General features: G+C 49.1%; 19 protein-coding genes. 12 read left to right on the top strand and 7 right to left on the bottom strand.

Annotated elements, in window-relative coordinates; genetic code table 11:
• Nucleotides 1-247 precede the first annotated feature (247 nt).
• The 3 genes from BW42_RS05985 to BW42_RS05975 all read left to right on the top strand — a co-directional run bounded on the left by BW42_RS05985 (nt 248) and on the right by BW42_RS05975 (nt 5532).
• On the top strand, nt 248-1369 hold the full coding sequence (locus tag BW42_RS05985) for a GTP-binding protein (protein ID WP_035409665.1): 1122 nt from the start codon (nt 248-250) through the stop codon (nt 1367-1369).
• Between the two features lie 111 nt (nt 1370-1480).
• On the top strand, nt 1481-3004 hold the full coding sequence (locus BW42_RS05980; RefSeq protein WP_035408477.1) for a cardiolipin synthase: 1524 nt from the start codon (nt 1481-1483) through the stop codon (nt 3002-3004).
• Nucleotides 3005-3156: 152 nt separating this feature from the next.
• Nucleotides 3157-5532, top strand: a complete 2376-nt coding sequence (locus BW42_RS05975; protein ID WP_035408475.1) for a glycoside hydrolase family 31 protein — start codon at nt 3157-3159, stop codon at nt 5530-5532.
• A 75-nt stretch (nt 5533-5607) separates the two neighbouring features.
• Here the strand turns inward: BW42_RS05975 and BW42_RS05970 are convergent, their stop codons facing one another.
• From BW42_RS05970 to BW42_RS05960, 3 genes are all read right to left on the bottom strand, one after another.
• Nucleotides 5608-6408: an SMI1/KNR4 family protein gene (locus BW42_RS05970; protein WP_035408473.1), complete on the bottom strand. Its 801-nt coding sequence runs from the start codon at nt 6406-6408 to the stop codon at nt 5608-5610.
• Between the two features lie 110 nt (nt 6409-6518).
• Entirely contained in the window at nt 6519-7100 is a 582-nt protein-coding gene (locus BW42_RS05965) for a DUF1643 domain-containing protein (RefSeq protein WP_035408471.1), read from the bottom strand.
• A gap of 15 nt (nt 7101-7115) precedes the next feature.
• A complete protein-coding gene (locus BW42_RS05960) occupies nt 7116-7799 on the bottom strand; it encodes a lytic transglycosylase domain-containing protein (RefSeq protein ID WP_035408468.1) in 684 nt (227 codons plus the stop codon).
• A 107-nt stretch (nt 7800-7906) separates the two neighbouring features.
• Between BW42_RS05960 and BW42_RS16005 the strand changes: the two genes are divergently transcribed.
• From BW42_RS16005 to BW42_RS05935, 5 genes are all read left to right on the top strand, one after another.
• Nucleotides 7907-8581, top strand: a complete 675-nt coding sequence (locus BW42_RS16005; RefSeq protein ID WP_052019048.1) for a CPBP family intramembrane glutamic endopeptidase — start codon at nt 7907-7909, stop codon at nt 8579-8581.
• 147 nt (nt 8582-8728) lie between these two features.
• Nucleotides 8729-9151, top strand: coding sequence for a hypothetical protein (locus tag BW42_RS05950; protein ID WP_035408466.1), 423 nt, complete (start codon nt 8729-8731; stop codon nt 9149-9151).
• A gap of 413 nt (nt 9152-9564) precedes the next feature.
• On the top strand, nt 9565-10245 hold the full coding sequence (locus tag BW42_RS05945; RefSeq protein ID WP_035408464.1) for an ATP-binding cassette domain-containing protein: 681 nt from the start codon (nt 9565-9567) through the stop codon (nt 10243-10245).
• On the top strand, nt 10242-11060 hold the full coding sequence (locus BW42_RS05940; RefSeq protein ID WP_035408462.1) for a hypothetical protein: 819 nt from the start codon (nt 10242-10244) through the stop codon (nt 11058-11060). Before BW42_RS05945 ends, BW42_RS05940 begins: the two co-directional genes overlap by 4 nt.
• Nucleotides 11061-11072: 12 nt before the next feature.
• Complete coding sequence (locus tag BW42_RS05935; protein WP_035408460.1) at nt 11073-12143, top strand: hypothetical protein; 1071 nt, start codon at nt 11073-11075, stop codon at nt 12141-12143.
• Nucleotides 12144-12240: 97 nt separating this feature from the next.
• On the opposite strand, the gene BW42_RS05930 is transcribed toward BW42_RS05935, so the two are convergent.
• The 3 genes from BW42_RS05930 to BW42_RS05920 all read right to left on the bottom strand — a co-directional run bounded on the left by BW42_RS05930 (nt 12241) and on the right by BW42_RS05920 (nt 13693).
• Nucleotides 12241-13134, bottom strand: a complete 894-nt coding sequence (locus tag BW42_RS05930; protein WP_035408459.1) for a hypothetical protein — start codon at nt 13132-13134, stop codon at nt 12241-12243.
• 89 nt (nt 13135-13223) lie between these two features.
• Complete coding sequence (locus tag BW42_RS05925) at nt 13224-13430, bottom strand: DUF2922 family protein (protein ID WP_035408457.1); 207 nt, start codon at nt 13428-13430, stop codon at nt 13224-13226.
• 35 nt (nt 13431-13465) lie between these two features.
• Nucleotides 13466-13693 (bottom strand): hypothetical protein, encoded by a 228-nt coding sequence (locus tag BW42_RS05920; RefSeq protein WP_035408455.1) that lies wholly within the window; start codon nt 13691-13693, stop codon nt 13466-13468.
• Nucleotides 13694-13761: 68 nt separating this feature from the next.
• Between BW42_RS05920 and BW42_RS05915 the strand changes: the two genes are divergently transcribed.
• The 4 genes from BW42_RS05915 to BW42_RS05900 all read left to right on the top strand — a co-directional run bounded on the left by BW42_RS05915 (nt 13762) and on the right by BW42_RS05900 (nt 17385).
• On the top strand, nt 13762-14757 hold the full coding sequence (locus BW42_RS05915) for a TrkA family potassium uptake protein (RefSeq protein ID WP_231496867.1): 996 nt from the start codon (nt 13762-13764) through the stop codon (nt 14755-14757).
• Nucleotides 14758-14826: 69 nt separating this feature from the next.
• Complete coding sequence (locus tag BW42_RS05910; protein ID WP_035408451.1) at nt 14827-15519, top strand: hypothetical protein; 693 nt, start codon at nt 14827-14829, stop codon at nt 15517-15519.
• Between the two features lie 59 nt (nt 15520-15578).
• Nucleotides 15579-15992 (top strand): hypothetical protein, encoded by a 414-nt coding sequence (locus BW42_RS05905; RefSeq protein WP_023467922.1) that lies wholly within the window; start codon nt 15579-15581, stop codon nt 15990-15992.
• 49 nt (nt 15993-16041) lie between these two features.
• Nucleotides 16042-17385 carry a S8 family serine peptidase gene (locus BW42_RS05900; protein ID WP_035408449.1) on the top strand — a complete coding sequence of 448 codons (1344 nt, stop codon included), beginning with the start codon at nt 16042-16044 and terminating at the stop codon, nt 17383-17385.
• Between the two features lie 46 nt (nt 17386-17431).
• Here BW42_RS05900 and BW42_RS05895 read toward each other — a convergent pair whose 3' ends face one another.
• The gene (locus BW42_RS05895; RefSeq protein ID WP_029341396.1) at nt 17432-17875 is read right to left on the bottom strand and encodes a hypothetical protein; all 444 of its coding nucleotides are present in this window, start codon (nt 17873-17875) and stop codon (nt 17432-17434) included.
• Nucleotides 17876-17932 lie beyond the last annotated feature (57 nt).

Raw genomic sequence — 17932 nt, 5'->3', positions numbered from 1 at the left:
CTTTTTCGTTTCGCTCGAATCGTTTTCCTGGAACAAGCATCGCGCCGGTACACTTCGTTGCAGGGTCGCTCCTGCTTATATTTCCCTAGGAAGCGATTCCGAGCTTACAAAACGATTCTTTTCTCATTCTTCTGAATTGCATCCTTTTTTATAGATCGGAATAAATCGGAATCATTCCGATTGACGGCAGATGAAAAGTCGGTTACTCTATAAAACGTAATGATTACGTTTTAGGGGATGAATGATGATGAAACCGATATCGATCACCGTTTTATCCGGTTACTTAGGATCCGGTAAAACGACACTATTGAACCATTTGCTACATAATCGCGAAGGGCGCCGCCTCGCGATCATCGTCAACGACATGAGTGAGGTCAACATCGACGCGACATTGATTGAGCAATGCGGATTCTCGCGGACGGAAGAGTCGTTCGTCACGCTCTCGAACGGCTGCATTTGTTGCACATTACGTGATGATCTATTGCTTGAAGTCAAACGCCTCGTTGACCAAGGAGATATTGACGCGATCGTCATCGAATCGAGCGGGATCTCGGAACCGATTCCGGTCGCACAAACCTTCACATACGAAGATCCGGACAGTGCGATTGACTTATCACACGTCACGAAAATCAATGCGATGGTCACGGTCATCGATGGGTACCGTTTCCTGAAGGACTTCGAATCCGGTGAGTCGTTGATCGAGCGCAGACAGGCAGTCGATGAGACAGACGTGCGCGAAGTCGTCGATCTACTCGTCGACCAAGTTGAGTTTGCGGACATCATCGTCTTAAATAAAGTCGATCGCCTGACACCGGAAGAACGCCATACCGTCATCGGCTATCTAAAGGCATTGAATCCAGTGGCTCGTCTGATTGAGACGACGTATGGTCAAGTCGATCCGACAGAGATATTAGACGTTGATCTATTTGACTTCGAACAAGCAGCAGCAAGTGCCGGTTGGATCCGCGAGTTGAATGCCGAAGCACATATTCCGGAAACGGAAGAATACGGAATCAGTTCATTCGTTTACAGGCGCGATATTCCATTCCATCCTGAGCGTTTGCTTGCCTTGATCGAAGATTGGCCGCAAGAAGTTGTCCGGGCGAAAGGATTCTTGTTCCTCGCGACACGTCCTGAGATGGCACTGTTGTTCCATCAGGCAGGATATGCGTCGAACATGGAATACGCCGGTCGCTTTGCATCAGACGAGGATCGACGGACGGAACTGGTCTTGATTGGGATCGGACTAGAACAAGAGAAGCTCGAAGCGTTGTTTGATGCGAGTCTCGTCCAGGAAGACGAAACAGACTGGGCATCTCTGAACGATTCGATACCCGGTCGTGAGATGTACGAAGAAAACTTTTTATAAAAGGTCAATCTTTAGAGAAACCGTATCTGCGGTTTCTCTTTTTTGTTATATTTTCATAGTGAATGGGAAAAGAATACTAGTGAAGGTATGTTAATTGAAGGAGGAAGGTCTGTGCGCAACCGGATTTTACAATTCGCGCTTGTATTTTTAGTCGCCGGCGGAATTATTTGGGGACTATATCAACTCGGCTATTTATTTTATGTCTTAACGATTTCAGCGACGGTTGTGCCGCTCGCCGTCATCATGATCATCTTCATCGAGAACCGGACAGCGGAATCAACGATCGCTTGGTTTCTCGTCCTGATTTTCTTACCGATTCTCGGTGTCATCATCTGGTTGATGTTCGGTCGGAATCCACGGCGTCGCCGCCGGAATCGTCGTTCGCATGACGAACGAAAATTGCTGAAACAAGCGATTCGTCCAGTCCGGTCGCTTGCCGTCAGTGAATTGCCACCGAATCACTTGAAGCTTGCGAACACGATTCGCAACTTCGGTGGTGGCGGGGTGGACGTTCATACAGCAAGTGAGATTCTGACGAACGGGGAAGAGACGTTCCCGGCGATTCTTGACGCAATTCGTCAAGCGAAACATCACGTCCACATCCAGTACTACATCTATCGCAACGATGAGACAGGCAAGGCAATCCGGGAAGCATTGATCGAGCGACTCGAAGCGGGAGTCGAAGTGCGGTTCATGTATGACGGACTTGGAAGCTATATGCTTGGTGAGAATTTCCTACGTCCGTTACGCGACGCTGGGGCACATATCGCAGCCTATGATCCAATCTCGAGTCCCTTATTCATCTTCACGGCGAACTTCCGCAATCACCGGAAAATCGTCGTCGTTGATGGGAAGGTTGGCTTCACCGGTGGACTGAACGTTGGTGATGAGTACGACAGCAAGAGTAAGAAGTTCGGGTTTTGGCGCGATACGCATTTACGGCTCGAAGGACGTGCCGTTAAGGAATTACAAGCGACGTTCCTCGACGACTGGATTTATGCCCAAATCGAATCGGACGACACATGGGAGACGTTTGCGGGGGAAGAGACAATCCACCAGTACTTCCCGAAACATGATGTTGCATCCGACGGAGCGATTCAAATTGTCACGAGCGGACCGACCTCAAAGGATCCCGCGATTCGCAATGCCTTGATTGCGGCCATCATCTCGGCGCAACGCTCGATCTGGATTGCGACACCGTATTTGATTCCGGACAATGAGACGATGACGCTACTTCGACTTGCTGCACGTGCCGGGCTTGACGTCCGCATCCTGACACCGGGGAAAGGCGATAGTTTTACGTCTTACTACGGCACCCGTTCCTACTTTGGACCACTCCTGAAAGATGGGGTCAAGATTTACACGTACAACCGTCACTTCATCCATGCCAAACTGTTTCTCGTCGACGGCAAGATTGGTGCTGTCGGAACGGCAAACATGGACATTCGCAGTTTTGTCCTCAACTATGAACTAATGGCGTTCCTGTACGATACGGAAAGTGCCGAACAGCTCGAGCGTGACTTCATTGCTGATTTCGACGTCTCGATTCAGTTATCATCGAATGATTACGTCAAACGCCCGCTCCGCTTCCGTATTTTCGAGTCACTTTCGCGCTTGATTTCACCCTTATTATGACGTAACGTCCCGCATCTATTTTCAGGTGCGGGACATTTTTAGGTTGATTCTTCCTTGAAGTGGGAACATGAACTCTTATACACTAGATGTGTAATCGGTTGCACACTACTTAGCCTGGAAGGAAGTGAAAGGGACGGAAGTCCCGAACCCGTATGCGAACAATTGATGAATCCCATTTCTACACGCGCGACATGAAACCACAAGCACGACCAGACGCTATCATCCAAGGAGATGTCTACCGTTTCACGGTCTTGACGAGTCGGATGATCCGACTCGAATACGCGGCGGATGGACAATTCGAGGATCGACCGACCCAAACGGTCTTCAATCGTGATTTCCCGGTACCTGCTTACCGCATCGTCGAAAACGAGGAAGAATTGCAAATCATCACCGAGCACGTCCATCTGCATTATACAAAGGGACCGTTCGCTGCGAACACACTTTATATCGATGTCTTAGGGAACTTCAGTACCTATTACAGCCGTTATACGTTCGGCGGACCACTCCGGACGTTAAAAGGAACGGCACGGACGCTTGACCACGCGGACGGTGTCATTCCTCTCGAGGAAGGAATTGTCTCACGGCAAGGATACGCGGCGATCGACGATTCGAACGCCTTCGTACTGACGGAAGACCACTTCGTCGAACCGCGTCGCTCTGGTACGCATGACATCTATTATTTCGGATACGGTCACGACTACAAACAGGCACTGCGTGACTTCTACCACCTGACAGGACCGACACCGATGTTACCGCGTCAGGTACTTGGCAACTGGTGGAGTCGCTACTGGCGATATAGTGAGAAAGAATATAAGGACTTGATGACACGCTTCAAGACGGAAGATATTCCGTTCTCGGTCAGCGTCATTGATATGGACTGGCACGTTACCGATATTCCGGAACGATACGGAAGCGGTTGGACGGGTTATACGTGGAACCGTGATTTGTTCCCGGATCCACGCGGATTCTTGCAATGGTTGAAGGACGACGATCGGATGGTCACGCTCAACTTGCATCCGGCGGACGGTGTGCGTGGGTTTGAGGAAGCATACGAGGCGATGGCGGTCGCGATGGGTGTTGATCCCGAATCGGATGTCCGGATTCCGTTTGATTTTTCGGACCGGACGTTTATCGAGAACTACTTCACGAAGTTGCATCATCCGCATGAGGCGGATGGCGTCGACTTCTGGTGGATCGACTGGCAACAGGGTGCGAACTCGAAGATGAAAGGGCTTGATCCGCTCTGGATGCTCAATCATTACCACGCACTCGATATCGCACGTGATGGTAATCGACCGTTGATCTTCTCACGTTACGCGGGACCCGGAAGTCACCGTTATCCGGTCGGTTTCTCGGGTGATACGATCATCTCGTGGGCATCACTCCAATTCCAGCCGTATTTCACGGCGACGGCGTCGAACATCGGTTACGGCTGGTGGAGTCATGATATCGGGGGGCACCAGCGCGGGGAAAAAGATGACGAGTTATCGACACGTTGGCTCCAGTACGGTGTCTTCAGTCCGATTATGCGTCTGCATAGTACGATGAGCATCTTCAATGGGAAGGAACCATGGCGCTATTCGACCGATGCGGCGAACGTCATGAAGAAATATTTACGACTCCGGCATCAGCTCGTGCCGTACATCTACACGATGAATGCCCGCAATCACTTTGACGGCTTGCCCCTCCTCTCACCAATGTATTATGAGCATCCAGAAGACGATCAAGCATACAATGTCCCGAATCAGTTTTACTTCGGAACGGAATTGATCGTCGCGCCGATGGTCACGCCGATGCATCGGAAACTGCACATGACGGCTGCGACTGCATGGTTGCCAGAAGGAGAATGGTTCGATTTCTTCAATGGGCACCGTTATCGAGGTGGCAAACAGATCCGTCTGTTCCGCTATCTCGAAGACCAAGGCGTACTTGCGAAAGCCGGTGCGATCGTCCCACTCGGTCGTCATCTCGAGCATTCGAATGCATTGCATAATCCGGACGATCTCGAAGTTGTCGTCTTCCCAGGAGCCTCGAACCGGTTTACGTTGTTTGAAGACGACAGCACAGGGGTCGCACACCGCGATGGCGTCAATGTTGAGACGACATTCGCGCTCGACTGGGAAGCGCGTGAACTGACGATCGCTGCACCGACTGGACATCGTGACTTGCTACCGGAAAATCGGTCAATCACATTGATTTTACGCGGGGTCCGCGAAGGTTACGTCCAGCGCGACGGGGAAAGTGTCACCGGCGTCTATGATCATGCGACGCAGTCACTTCGTGTCGAACTCGGTGAAGTGACGGAGACGATCACGTTGTCGCTTCAAGTCGAGATGTCGACAAACGAGAACAAGATGGACCGGTTGTATGCGTTTCTCGACCAAGCGGAAATCAGCTATGACCTGAAGGACCGTTTGTACCGTCTATTGTCACAAAAGCTTGATCCGGTCAATATGATGCACCAGTTGCAAGCACTTGAACTCGAGAAGGATCTCGTCGACTGTTTGCTTGAGTTGATGTTGTCTTAAATGATTTAATAGGCATATAAAAAAGCCAGTATTCGTCATCCGTTTGGACGAAGAATACTGGCTTTATGGTTTAGGTCATAACTCTTCGTCTTTCTTTTCGTCCATCCAAGACAACAAATCCTCTGCATCGAGATCGTCACCTTTGCTGAGGATCAAGGCAGTGACGACATCTCGTTTCTGGTCTAATAAATCCGGGTTGTTCGTCAAGACTTCCATGAGGTAATACGCATAAGAGCCAAGGAAATCAGGCTGGTCGTTTCGTTCGATCAGTGTCATGAACGCTTCGATGAGTTCTTCCTGTTCTTCATCGAGAATCATCCAGTGGGAGTAGGCGAGGAGTTTTTCGTTTTCATCATCTCCACGGAGAATGTCCTTGATTTCAGGTAACGTCAGAAATACGACATCCGGCATGAAGACTTCCGGAACATCGCTACTCAGCTTCGTTAACCACTCGTCGTAGGTTGACGCAACGAAATGGTTCGTCTCGTCCGAAATGTCGAGACACCAGACAGTCGGCTCAGTATCTTCCGTAAAGTGGAAGTACCAAAAATAGCTACCTTGTCCTTCAGCGAACATCATGACGTTCCCTTCGACGTCCCATTCCCGGAGGACCGACAATTCGTCCAGATACCGCTCGAATGTCAATGATGTCATCGAGCAGAGCGGAAGATGTAGACCCGTTTCTTCGTCCGACCATGTATTCTCGAACTCGACCATCACGACCTTCGCTTCTGGAACACCACCGTTTTGCTTTCGCATCTGTTTGAGGTAGCGAGCGGGGAGTCGACCGCTGACGGCTTGCTCGATTCGTGTGATGTCTGTTTCTTTGACTGAAATGATCGTTTCTTCTTGTAGATCTTCATCCCAAAATGGCATCATATGACCTTCCTTACTATGTAATGATTGATGTAGACCTTGATTATACGCAATATGTTTGGAAAATGTTTCGAAAAAAGACCCTATCCATTAAGGAAGGGTCTATTGTGTCATTTACGACGCAATTTTTTCGCTTTTTGTTTCATGTCGTTATACGTGATCATTGGACTATCGTCCATCGTCAAGCGCAGATGGTTCGGTTCACCTTTGTTCGTGATGCCGGAGCAATAGAGGATGTCAGCATATTGATCAAACAGTTCCTCGTATGCCGGCAGGTGGTGCATCAGACGACCAGGAGAACCCCAGCCACAGAGGACGACGCCATTTTTCGCTTTAACATCGGCAAGTGTCTTCGCGACGAACTCATAGTTCGTCTCATCGAAGCTTGCTTGAGCGAACGGTAGATCCTCGCTGACGAGAAGGTCCGGCATCAAACTGATGATGTCATATTGTTTGACGGGGTCATTGACATACTTCTTCATCAAATTGTACGCACGTTGTGTCGTCGTTCCAGAGAGAAAGGCGTCCGTCGTCCGTGGTGTGTAAATTAATGCGGCGACGTGCGTTCCTTCTGCGATGTCGTCAAAGATATAGCTGCGTAAATAGCGTTTCGTCTTGTCTCGATCAAACGTCGTCTGGACGCGGATCGACGATTCCTCAATCAAGAGTTCGGAAGAATCGGCTGGTGTCATGGGTGGTGCCTCCTTTTAATTGGTCAAACGTGAGCTGATGCGAAGGAAGAACGCGAGTGTCTTCTTCTTGAGGTCGAGGTCGTTCGCATCGATCGCCTCGACATGGTGCTGGTAACGATCGTATTGGGCGAGCACGTCAGAAACATATTGTTCACTGCGATTGTATTCAAACAGTGCTGTCGCGAGCGTGTCTCGGTCGGATGTCTTCGTGACATCATGTTGCTTCAGGTATTTCGCTGCCGTGTGGGCGCTGTCGACGAGACTCGTCGGATCAGCTTTCCCGTCGCCGTCCGCGTCCACTCCGAGACCACCATATTTCTCGATGGCTTCCGGATCCGTGACGTCAATGCCGTCATGCTCGATGTCACCGAGCGACGTGCCACCTTTGTATCCCCAACCGACCCATGTTTTCGGCATGAATTGGAACGGGCCGATGGCGCCAACGGACGATTGCATCGCTGACGAGTTCGAGAAGATCGTCTCGACGCGATGAATGGAGGCGAGTAGCTTCCAGTCGATGTCGTAACGTGCCGCGGCTTGTTCGTAGATGTCGATGTTCTCGGCAGGTACGCCATGCTGTCCATAATACGTACGATACATTTCATTTTGAACACGTTCCCGATTTTGCCAGTAGATGAAGCTACTGACGATGAGGGCGAACAGTACGAACAAGATGCTGATTCGAAAAACTTTTCGCATATTGTTCTCTCCTCTGTTTAGGATTCCACTGAATGGTATCATATTTTAGTAGGGTCTAATAGCACTTTCTGTGACGGGAGTGTGGAATCAAAAAAGGAGTCGAAGTCATGTATCTCTTCGTAAATGGGTTTTTACTCGGATTACTCGTCGTCCTTTCGATCATCGCGGCGGTCCGTCCGGTCGATTTGACGATCGTTCCTCGCAAGGAATTCTACCCCTCGATGGTCCAGTCGAGCGGCATCTTATGTCTGTTGCTCGTCGGTGGCACGCTGATTAGCGGTACGCTGTTGCCAGAAATCGGTTTGACGTTTTTTGTTCCAAGGGGTCCGGTCTGGTACGCGACGATCGGACTGATCGTCTTGCTTTGCATCGTCTTGCTTTTGACGGCGACCGTTCCGGCGTTTCGCAAACGTTTGTTGCCGCTTTATCAAAGTGAGGCGGAGCGACTGATTCTGCCACGAACGAAAGAGGAACGGACCGGGTTTCAGATGGTCGCGCTGATGGCAGGGTTGACGGAGGAGTTGATCTATCGCGGGTTTCTTTTTCATACGCTCGGATTATTTTTACCGTTTTCTAACGTCAGTTTCGTCTGGATCGGGGCAATCTTGTTTGGTGTCGCGCATCGTTATCAAGGGTGGTTCGCAATCCTCGTGACAGGACTGATCGGGGCGGGATTCGGTTACTTGTACCTAGCACTTGAGACACTCTGGCCGCTGATCATCATCCATGTCTTGATCGATCTCGTTGCTGTCTACATTTACAAGGACGATGTTAATTCCTGACATCGTCAAAAAGCGTTGAATTTGGTAGACTGAATGTCAAGCGAAGTCATCGTTTAAAATGGTCAAGTTGACGGTTGCAGAACAGGTCAAATGACAGGTAAAATGAGAAGGTAAACGCTTACACATCAAAAGGAGATGGATGAAACCATGCGAACGATCACTTCCACTGGCGAGCGAAAGAAGACGAGTTGGACATTGAATATCGGCAATCAGCCACATTTGATGATGGATGGTGTGACAGAACAAACGCTTGATGCCGAACAACGTGTCGTCTATAACGAATTTTTAATTCCGACGACGGACACTTTGATTCATCGGTTCAAAGCCCGCTTCCCGAACCATCTCTGCGAGAACGGGTATGATGTGTATGGCGCTGCCGCTTTTGACGAACAGGTCGTCGAACTGATCTCGAATTGGTTCATCGAGCTGGTCACCGTCTTAACAGCGATGCAGCGGACGAAAGGCATTCAGCATGTCCAGATTGAAGGCGGTGTCGCAAAACGGACCGACTTCTTACCGACCGTGCGTCGGACATGCCGGGCACTGGAGTCAACGATTGATATTTATTGAAGCACCAGTCACGTTTTCAGAGGGGGCGTCCATTAGGGCGTCCTCTCTTTTTTTAATCAACGAATCGAGAGAATTCGACGTCGTGAAGACAGCGTGCACTTTTTTGTTCATCTCGAATCGTTTTCCTGGGACAAGCATCGCGCCGCTTCACTTCGTTGCAGGGTCGCTCCTGCTTGTTTTTCCTTAGGAAGCGATTTCGAGTGAACCAAACGTCTCTCTTCTTTCATAAATTAAAAAGCAAAAACGAAGTCGAATACTCGCGGAGTCGGACGGGATTGTCCGGCTCTTTTTTCATTTTCTGGATAACATGAGGAAAAAAACAGGTTGACGCTAGACTGTATGGCATGTACCATACAGTTAACAGATGTACTATTGTCTTAATACAATGGTGATAATCAAGGAGGGTGAATCCGATGCTTGAGGTAAAAGGGTTACAGAAGCGATATGGACGAAAAAAACAGGTCTTACGTGACATGACGTTCTCCGTCGGTCTAAACGAAGTGACATGTCTGATCGGCTTGAACGGGGAAGGGAAGTCGACGATTTTAAAAGCAATTCTCGGTCTGATTCCGGTAGATGCCGGGACGGTGACGGTCGACGGTAAAACATCGCGCGGCAAAATTGCGTTCGTGCCTGATCTTCAGACGATGCCGAGCTACATGACAATCGGACAAGCGCTCGCATATATGGCAGATCATTATCCAGACTGGAATCAAGAGACAGCGGAACGGTTACTGCAGACGTTTCAGCTGTTTACGACGGATAAAATGGCGAACTTATCAAAAGGGAACAAAGCGAAGTTCAATCTCGTCTTAGGATTCGCCCTCGATCGTCCATACATATTACTCGACGAACCGCTCGCGGGAATCGATTTGTTCATGAAGGAACAGATTGCCTGGATTTTCTCAAGTGAGTTCATGGAAGGACGGAGTATCCTGATGACGACTCACGAAATCACTGAAGTCGAGCAAGTGATCGACCGAGTGTTGTTCTTACGAGACGGTCAGATCGTCGAAGTCAAAGAGACGGATGAACTGCGAGGTCATCATCATCAATCGGTCCAAGACCGGATGCGGGAGGTATATCAAGGATGAAACGCTGGTTGTTATTAACGAATGAAGAACTGAAACGAAGTACGAAAGTATTGGTGTTGTTGATTTCAGGCTTGATCGTCGCGGAAATCGCGTCTCTGCTCTATCAAATTTACGATTATCAAAGCACGATCGAGAAAACGATGCGGATTGAACAGATATCAGAAATGGACGCAATTGCGCGAGCAGGTGGTGCGTTGACATTTGCACAGGCAACGGATTTTTACGATTCAATCCTTGTATTAGCAATGGGGATGATCATCCTGTTTGCGTTTTGGATTTGGTACCGCGACTGGATAGGTGAGACGAAGTACATCTACAGATTGCTATTGTTACCGGGATCACGCCGGGCGATTTTTGGGTCGAAAATGACGGCACTCTTACTTGTCGTGACTAGTTTGATCGGAATTCAGTGGGGGCTGTTGTTGCTTAGTCGTAATCTCTACTTATGGTTGTTACCAGATGCTCAACAGGTCACAGCCAGCATCAATGAATACTCCATCTATATGAAGTTGTTCTATACGATGTATCCGAGTGATATTTTATTCATCTTACTGATGACATTCATCGTCATCTCGTTCGTCTTCATGACAGTATTACTTGAACGATCGTTCCGAAAGGGAAAAGCGTTCTTGCTCGTCGGATTACATGGGATTGCGTTGATTGGCGGTTATATCATTTTGGGCTTAGCATTGTCAGCTATTTCGAACGATTTGAGTCAACTGCACATGCAATTTTATCTCGGGTACATCGTGCTCTTAACGTTATATGTGTCGTACAAAAATCTGCGGTTAGTCCAGACGCGTCTATCCGTCTAAAGGAGAAATCTCATGAAACGATATCGTCAACTTCTGATCTATGGAGTGATCATTCTCATAACAATCGGAAGCTACATCGGCTACACGCTGTCGATCAAAGGAGCAGACTTTTCGCTCGAGACCGTCAGTGGAAAACCTTCGCAAATCGAAAATTTTAATTTACGTCTTCAGACGAAAGGCATGCGTTCGACGATTTATGATGTCAACGCTAAGGGAGACATCGAAAAACAGTCAAATTCTTACGTCGGACAACTATTCCGTGAAGATAGCATGACGGATTTGCCAGATAAATATTACGAATTCACGACGCATATGGAAACGAATGTAAGTGGAGATGGACAATCAGAGTATGCGATTCAGATCAAACACAATAAACTGCAATTCAAGATGTTTACGTTTAAGACGGAGGAGATGTTCGAGAAAACATTTCAGTATGATACAAAACTTGAGACGGGGATGGACATACAAGCCAGTGTCGTCGATAAACAGGCAATGAAGGTCTACATTCAACTTGATCGAGTCGATCAGCCAAGGGAAACGAAACTGCTTGTGCTCGATTTAACAGGCGACCGGGTTGAAGAGATCGTTCTTCAAAAGCCAGTAGCGCCTAAACACGCTCGTCAATTTTTAGCGATTCATCAAAATGAGGTCGTCTACACGGAACAACCGTCTGACAGCGATGAGGAGAACACTAAACTATCTTATTTCCTCGATGACGGGAAGAGCGTTCGTTCCATCAAGGAGTTGAATCAGCAACAAATCGGTTATACGCCCTATGCGAACGGTCGTTATCTCATCGGCTTCCGTCTGCCGGAAGGGGAGACGAAACGAATCGAATGGTCGATGTTCGACTTGGAAACGAAACGATTATCCGAGCATAGCGTAAGCAGTCCGCTCGTTTTGAAAAAGATTGATTGGTTGGATTCGAAGGACGAGATGCAGCTTTATCTCTCTTCCGAGACAAACGATGGATTCCAAGTGTCCGTGATCGATCTGAAGAATGAGCAACTGATGTATCAAGGAGAAATCAAAGATGCGAATCGTAAAAAAGGAACGCGTATCTATGATTTTGCGGTTCAATGATCCACGAAAAAACGCTTCGTCCCGGAAAAACTTATCCGGTCCGAAGCGTTCTTTTTTTCGTTTTGACTAGGAATCGATACGTTCTAGGGCGAAAGCATCAAGACGTGAAATTTTTCTCTGCCGCTTTACAGGCACGCAATAAGGCGTCCTTGAAGAAACGATCTTCCTGCGAAGCGAGTTGTTGTGTCGCTTCCTCGTCTCCGCGCAGTGAGCGAGCGAGCATCTGAATGACCTTGACCCAGCGCCGGACGTGATCAAGTTGTGGGCGACCCATCGCGACGTACACCGTGAACCAATCATTCTGATCGCGACGGATCATCCGTTGAAACAGTGATTTCGCGAGATCGACTTCTTCGGTCGTCGGGAGTTCGTTCGTCTCGAAATAACGACGTAACGCGGCAACGGCAGTTGCGTACGCTGCTTTGACGTCGTCTGACGGCTGATGCTTACCGTAGTCGGATGTCGACAGATGAAGTAAGGCAGGTTTTTTCTCGACACCCGTGATCCAGGCAGAGATCGTCTTATTGCCTTTATAGGCTTGACGGTTCGCGACCGGGAGCTTCGCCGTGACGTTTCCGACTTTCCCGATCAAGGTCACTTTGTTGTTGCGATCCTGAATTTCGGTCACTTTCAACTCGACCGTATCACCCATTTCATGAGGAATGGCTTTCGGCTGGAGCTTTTCTCCTGCCGAGAGCGGCGAACGCTTGCGGATCATCCGCAGTGCTTCTTGTTCAATCCGGTCGTCAAGCGACCACAGATGTTCCGGTGGGACGTTGCGGAACCGGCGACGTCGGACCTTGATGTACTGGTCAAGCGCGTCAGCAGCTTGCTCCCGCGTCGATTCACCACGTGCGACGGGGCCGATGATGTCTCGGAGCGTAATGGATTCGAGACGTTCCATGATGCCTTCGAACGGGATGAGTTCCATTACGTAGAGACTACAGACGACGAGTTCGCATTCGCGAGGAGTGAGTGGGCGTTTGGCCATAAATTGACTTCCTTTCAGCTGGTTGATGTTTCTAGTATACCAAAAAAAAGCCATCGTCACGTAATCCCGTGACGATGGACTGAAAAAGCTTACAAGACGAATGGCGATTCCGAACTATTTTGCAATTCAGCGGACGCGAGACGTGTGACACCGTTCATGAACGGGTCATGGGCGACGAACAAGTCACCGATTGCTTTGATCTCAGCCACGGTCGCATTTTCCTTCGCACCAGCGATCCGCAAGCGATACGGTTTTTTTGTCACCGTATCAAATGTCAGGACGATCGTATGTTCCATCAATGGTCACTCCTTTCATGAAATGTAGGGACGAGTTATGCCTTGAGTAGAGCGTAGTCACGGCTGATTTCCGTCAGCGCGTAGCGTCCGTCGAGTAAGCTGCCGACCGCTTGACCGATCGAAGCGACGACGTCTGCTGGAAGATTCGAACGTAAGCCGTTATAGCGGCGGCGAGCAACGACGGCATCACCGTTTGCTGTCACCTTGTCCTTCCGCTCGAAGACAATGACGAGACTCGTCTTGATTTCTTCTGCTTGTGTCATGTGTATCACCTCCTTCGCCCTTATTGACAGGGAAAGAGACCGGATTGTTCGAAAGGAATGAAAAAAAGATGGTCTGGTTACGTTTTTTACGAAAAGTATCGTTTTTACGCATGCGGACGCTCGGATATGCGTCTCTAATCTTCGTCTTTGGTGTCGCGGGCATCATGTATGCTCTTGAGCCAGAAACGTTCGGATCCTACTTCCGGGCCGTCTACTGGACGATGACGACCGTCGTCACGGTCGGGTACGGCGACTTCTTCCCGAATTCTGATACCGGTCGGATTCTGACGATTTTCGTCTTCATCTTTGGAATCGGGATCGTCGGGGGACTAATCTCAAAACTGGTCGACGGTGTCCAGTTGATTCGTAATCAAAAGGAAAGAGGGTTATTACAAGTGAAAGAAACAGGGCATACCGTCGTTTTCGGTTACAGTCGGCGTTCGAAGCACGTCATCGATTCATTACTCGAACATACGGATGTCGTCCTCGTCGATGATTTAGAGCGCGAGCCATTCAGTCACCCACGATTTCATTACGTCTGTGGTGATCCGGCACTGACATCGACGCTCGAACGGGCACACATCGAAAAGGCAGTTCGCGCGATCGTCCTCGCTGATCATTCGATTCCACCGGTCCATGCTGACGGACGGACATTGTTGATTGCTTCAAGCATCGAACGGGCGAATCCGAACATTTATACAATCGTCGAAATGATGCTTGAAGAACACCTCGACAGCTTCGAACAGGTTAAGGTTGATGAGGTGTTACTTGGTGACGAGACGATTGCCCGGATGGCGATCCTCGCGTCCCATCATCCTGGGGTGACGAAGGTCGTGACGGATTTGTTGACGAAGGACGGTGAGGGCATGTTCTCGATTCCGAGTAGACCGGAGTGGGGGACGTACCGTGACGCCTATCATGCTTTGCTAGAAGAAGGCGTCACGATCTTATCTGATGGAAAACGACTCGATTTGAACCGTCGACTCGATGAAGCGATTCCGAAAAACGGGACGTTGATCGTCTTGTGTTCGGAGGAAACTGCCCAACGAATCGGAGCGATTTAGAGAAGAAAGGATTTAACCAATCTTTTTTCGGGTATAGTAAATAAATTTACTAGACGGAGGAAAAAGATTATGACACAACCACAACCAGAATGGATTCAAGAATTATTTGAGACGGTCGATCAAGGCGAAATTAAAAATGCACCAAAATTACTCTATATGGCACTGACGCTTGAACCAAATTATTTTACAAAAGCAGTTAGCCGATTCAATCAACGGTTAGAAGTCGAACCATTAACGGACGTTTCGGAATTGTTGACGGTCTATCGTCAATTTTTCCTTTCAGCTAATCCATCAGAGGAGTACTGGTCACTTGCCTGGAACGAACTCATCCAGACGCTACAACATATGATTGACCGACCGGAAGCTCATCAATTACTTAAAGAGCATGTCGATTTACTCGACTGGTGGTCGAGCGAATCGTTGCTTTCACTCCCGAGCTGGTTGACGATTTTAGATGTCGCTGAACGAATTGACGCGCTTGATCAATTTAGCAGTTATCTTCCAGATATCTTCGAGAGTTACGCGCTTGAAACAGCGAAGGACGAACCGTTCGCCCGTCTTGCCTGGTATGCACTCGCAAGCAATCAACAAGAGTTGCTTGCCCCTTACAGAGACCGGATTGAAGCCGGTTCTTCAAAGGAAATTCAGTCTCTTCGTCAAGCGGATCTCGTCGATCAAATTGAAACGACGCGGGTCGTTATGTTAAAGTCGAAAGATAACGAGCCGATTGAATTAACATTTGATCGAAAATGGACATTATAAATTATCGAAGAAAAAATGACACCTAGAAGCCGCACGAATTCAGTCCGAGGGGTGTAGGGATGATTCACGTCAATTTACCGAGTGGTGACTATGTCGTGTTAGTAGAAATAAATCGTGAAGTGCTGCTGTGTCATTCGATTGAAGAAGCGGAACAAGCACAACGCGACCGGTATGAACTGGTCGGACGGATGAGCGAACGCTTGCCGGCAGAAGTGATTGGACCCTCGATTGCGGATTTTGTCCGCTTTTCGACCGGGTTCATCGGCGAAGAAGTGACGTGGCATGAGGAGGAAGAAGCCTTCTTTTGCCAACAGTTCGAGACATTCGACGGTTCCCCGTTAGGTGAAGACCTGACGGGGATCGATGCAACGCGTTGGCGTGCGGTCCTTGCACGCTATTATGCTTACGTGACGATCGGAAAGATCATTCCTTTTGAAGTCAGCGAAGAACCGGACGGCACGGTTCCGCTTTAGTCCAGACGATTCTTCGGTCGGCGCGTAATCAGAGAAGGGCAGGGTTCCCATGAAAAAGCAACTTGCACTACTCACGCTAGCGACAATCGTCGCCATGCCAACGTCTGCTTTCGCGCAGTCTCAATACGTACAATATGATCCGACGTTTACAGAACAACAAAAACAAGAGTGGTTGGCGAATCAGGGGCTGACCGAGATTCGTGCCTTGAAACAAAAAGGATTCTCGCTCGTCGAGCCGCTTGAGCATCTCGAAGAAAAGGATATCGATGCCGATTTGATTCCAATCACGGACGTCAAAAAAGCAACGGATTCTGCCCAGTTCCAACAAACGTACCTCGATCAGTCACGGATTCCGGCTTACTGGAAGTACAGCCGCGGGAAATCGGACGTTCGCGTTGCGATCATCGATGATGCAATCGATACGAAACACCGCGAGTTCAAGGACGTCATCTATAAGACGACGACGATTTCTGGAATCCGGAAACCTGACGATCACGGGACACACGTCGCCGGTATCGTCGCGGCGCGTGAAGACGGTCAAGGGATCGTCGGTGTCGCATCTGGTGTCAAACTGATCGGGGCCGATGTCTTCGATGGAGACTTTGCTGCATCAATCGACATAGGCGACGGTATTTTGTATGCAATCGAGCAGGGAGCAGATGTCATCAATCTCTCACTCGGACAATATGAGTTTGATCCGTACATGGAAGCAGCGGTCAAAAAGGCGGAAGCGAAGAACATACTCGTCGTCGGAGCGGCCGGAAACGACGGGCGCAATAAAGTACTCTTCCCAGGATCGATGAGTCAAGTCGTCGGTGTCGGGTCCGTCGGAACGCTGGGGCGTGCCTCGACGTTCTCGAACTACGGTAAAGGAGTCAACATCATGGCACCGGGGGAAGGGATCTACTCGACAATCGTCGGCAACAAGTACGGCTACTTGGACGGAACATCGATGGCGACACCGGTCGTCAGTGGTGTGTTGGCGCTCGCGAAATCGAAGAACCCATTCGTCTCGAACACGACGATGCGCAGTAAGTTATATGCTGCAGCGACGAAAAAATCAGGTGATACGAAGTTGCATTACGGAGCAGGTCGCTTGAATGCCGGAATCTTAGCGACACTGCCGGCACCGATCTCGAAGATCTCGTTACCGGCAACGGTTAAGCCGAATCAGGCGTTTACATTCTATTTTGATGAGTATGCGAGTGCGAAGACGACGACACGTCTCTATAAGGACGGGAAGGTCGTTAAGACATTCACGCAATCGAATTTAACGAACGGTACGCATAAGTTTACGTATAAGTTGAAAGACAAGGGGTCATATAAGCTTGTCTTTACAACGACAGGTGGACGGCATACGCGGACCGTCGAACGCTTACTGACAGTCAAATAAAAAAGCGCCTCCCACTGAGTGGGAAGCGCCGTACGAGACCTGAAGGTTACTTCGGGTCTTTTCCTTTTTTATAGACGGGCGTCGGAGGCGTCAATGCCTCTCCAGTCCATGTGATCATCGCTTCCATCTTGTATCCTGTGTCATCCTCATGGACGAACGACAGGCGACTGGAATCGATCAATTGGTATAAACCATAAGCGACCTGGTCGGCCCAAGAGCGTAACGTCATCGCTTCATCATACAACGGGATTTGCTCAGGGAACCGTTCGTTCATAAGCAAGATATCGTGTTGATCGAAATGATAGCTACGTTTTGAGAGTGCATCGGGCGCCTTGACGTTGAACGGCTCGAACGCGTGGATGAGCTCTCCTTGACGATAGAAGGCGAAGATGCCGTTTCGCAGATGAAGTGCCTTGATCTCGTCGATCTCGATCAGGAATGTCAACTTGCGAACCGTTCGCCGGTTCGTACCAGAGCGTCGTTTTTTCATGCTGCATGCCTCCTTCTGAACTCTTGTACTATACCGTGAAATGAGGCAGGGACGCAA

Source organism: Exiguobacterium sp. RIT341 (genome assembly GCF_000632205.1).
In the GTDB taxonomy this organism is placed as follows: domain Bacteria; phylum Bacillota; class Bacilli; order Exiguobacteriales; family Exiguobacteriaceae; genus Exiguobacterium_A.
Note: the sequence above shows the minus strand (reverse complement) of the source record. Positions and strands in the feature narration are given on the sequence as shown.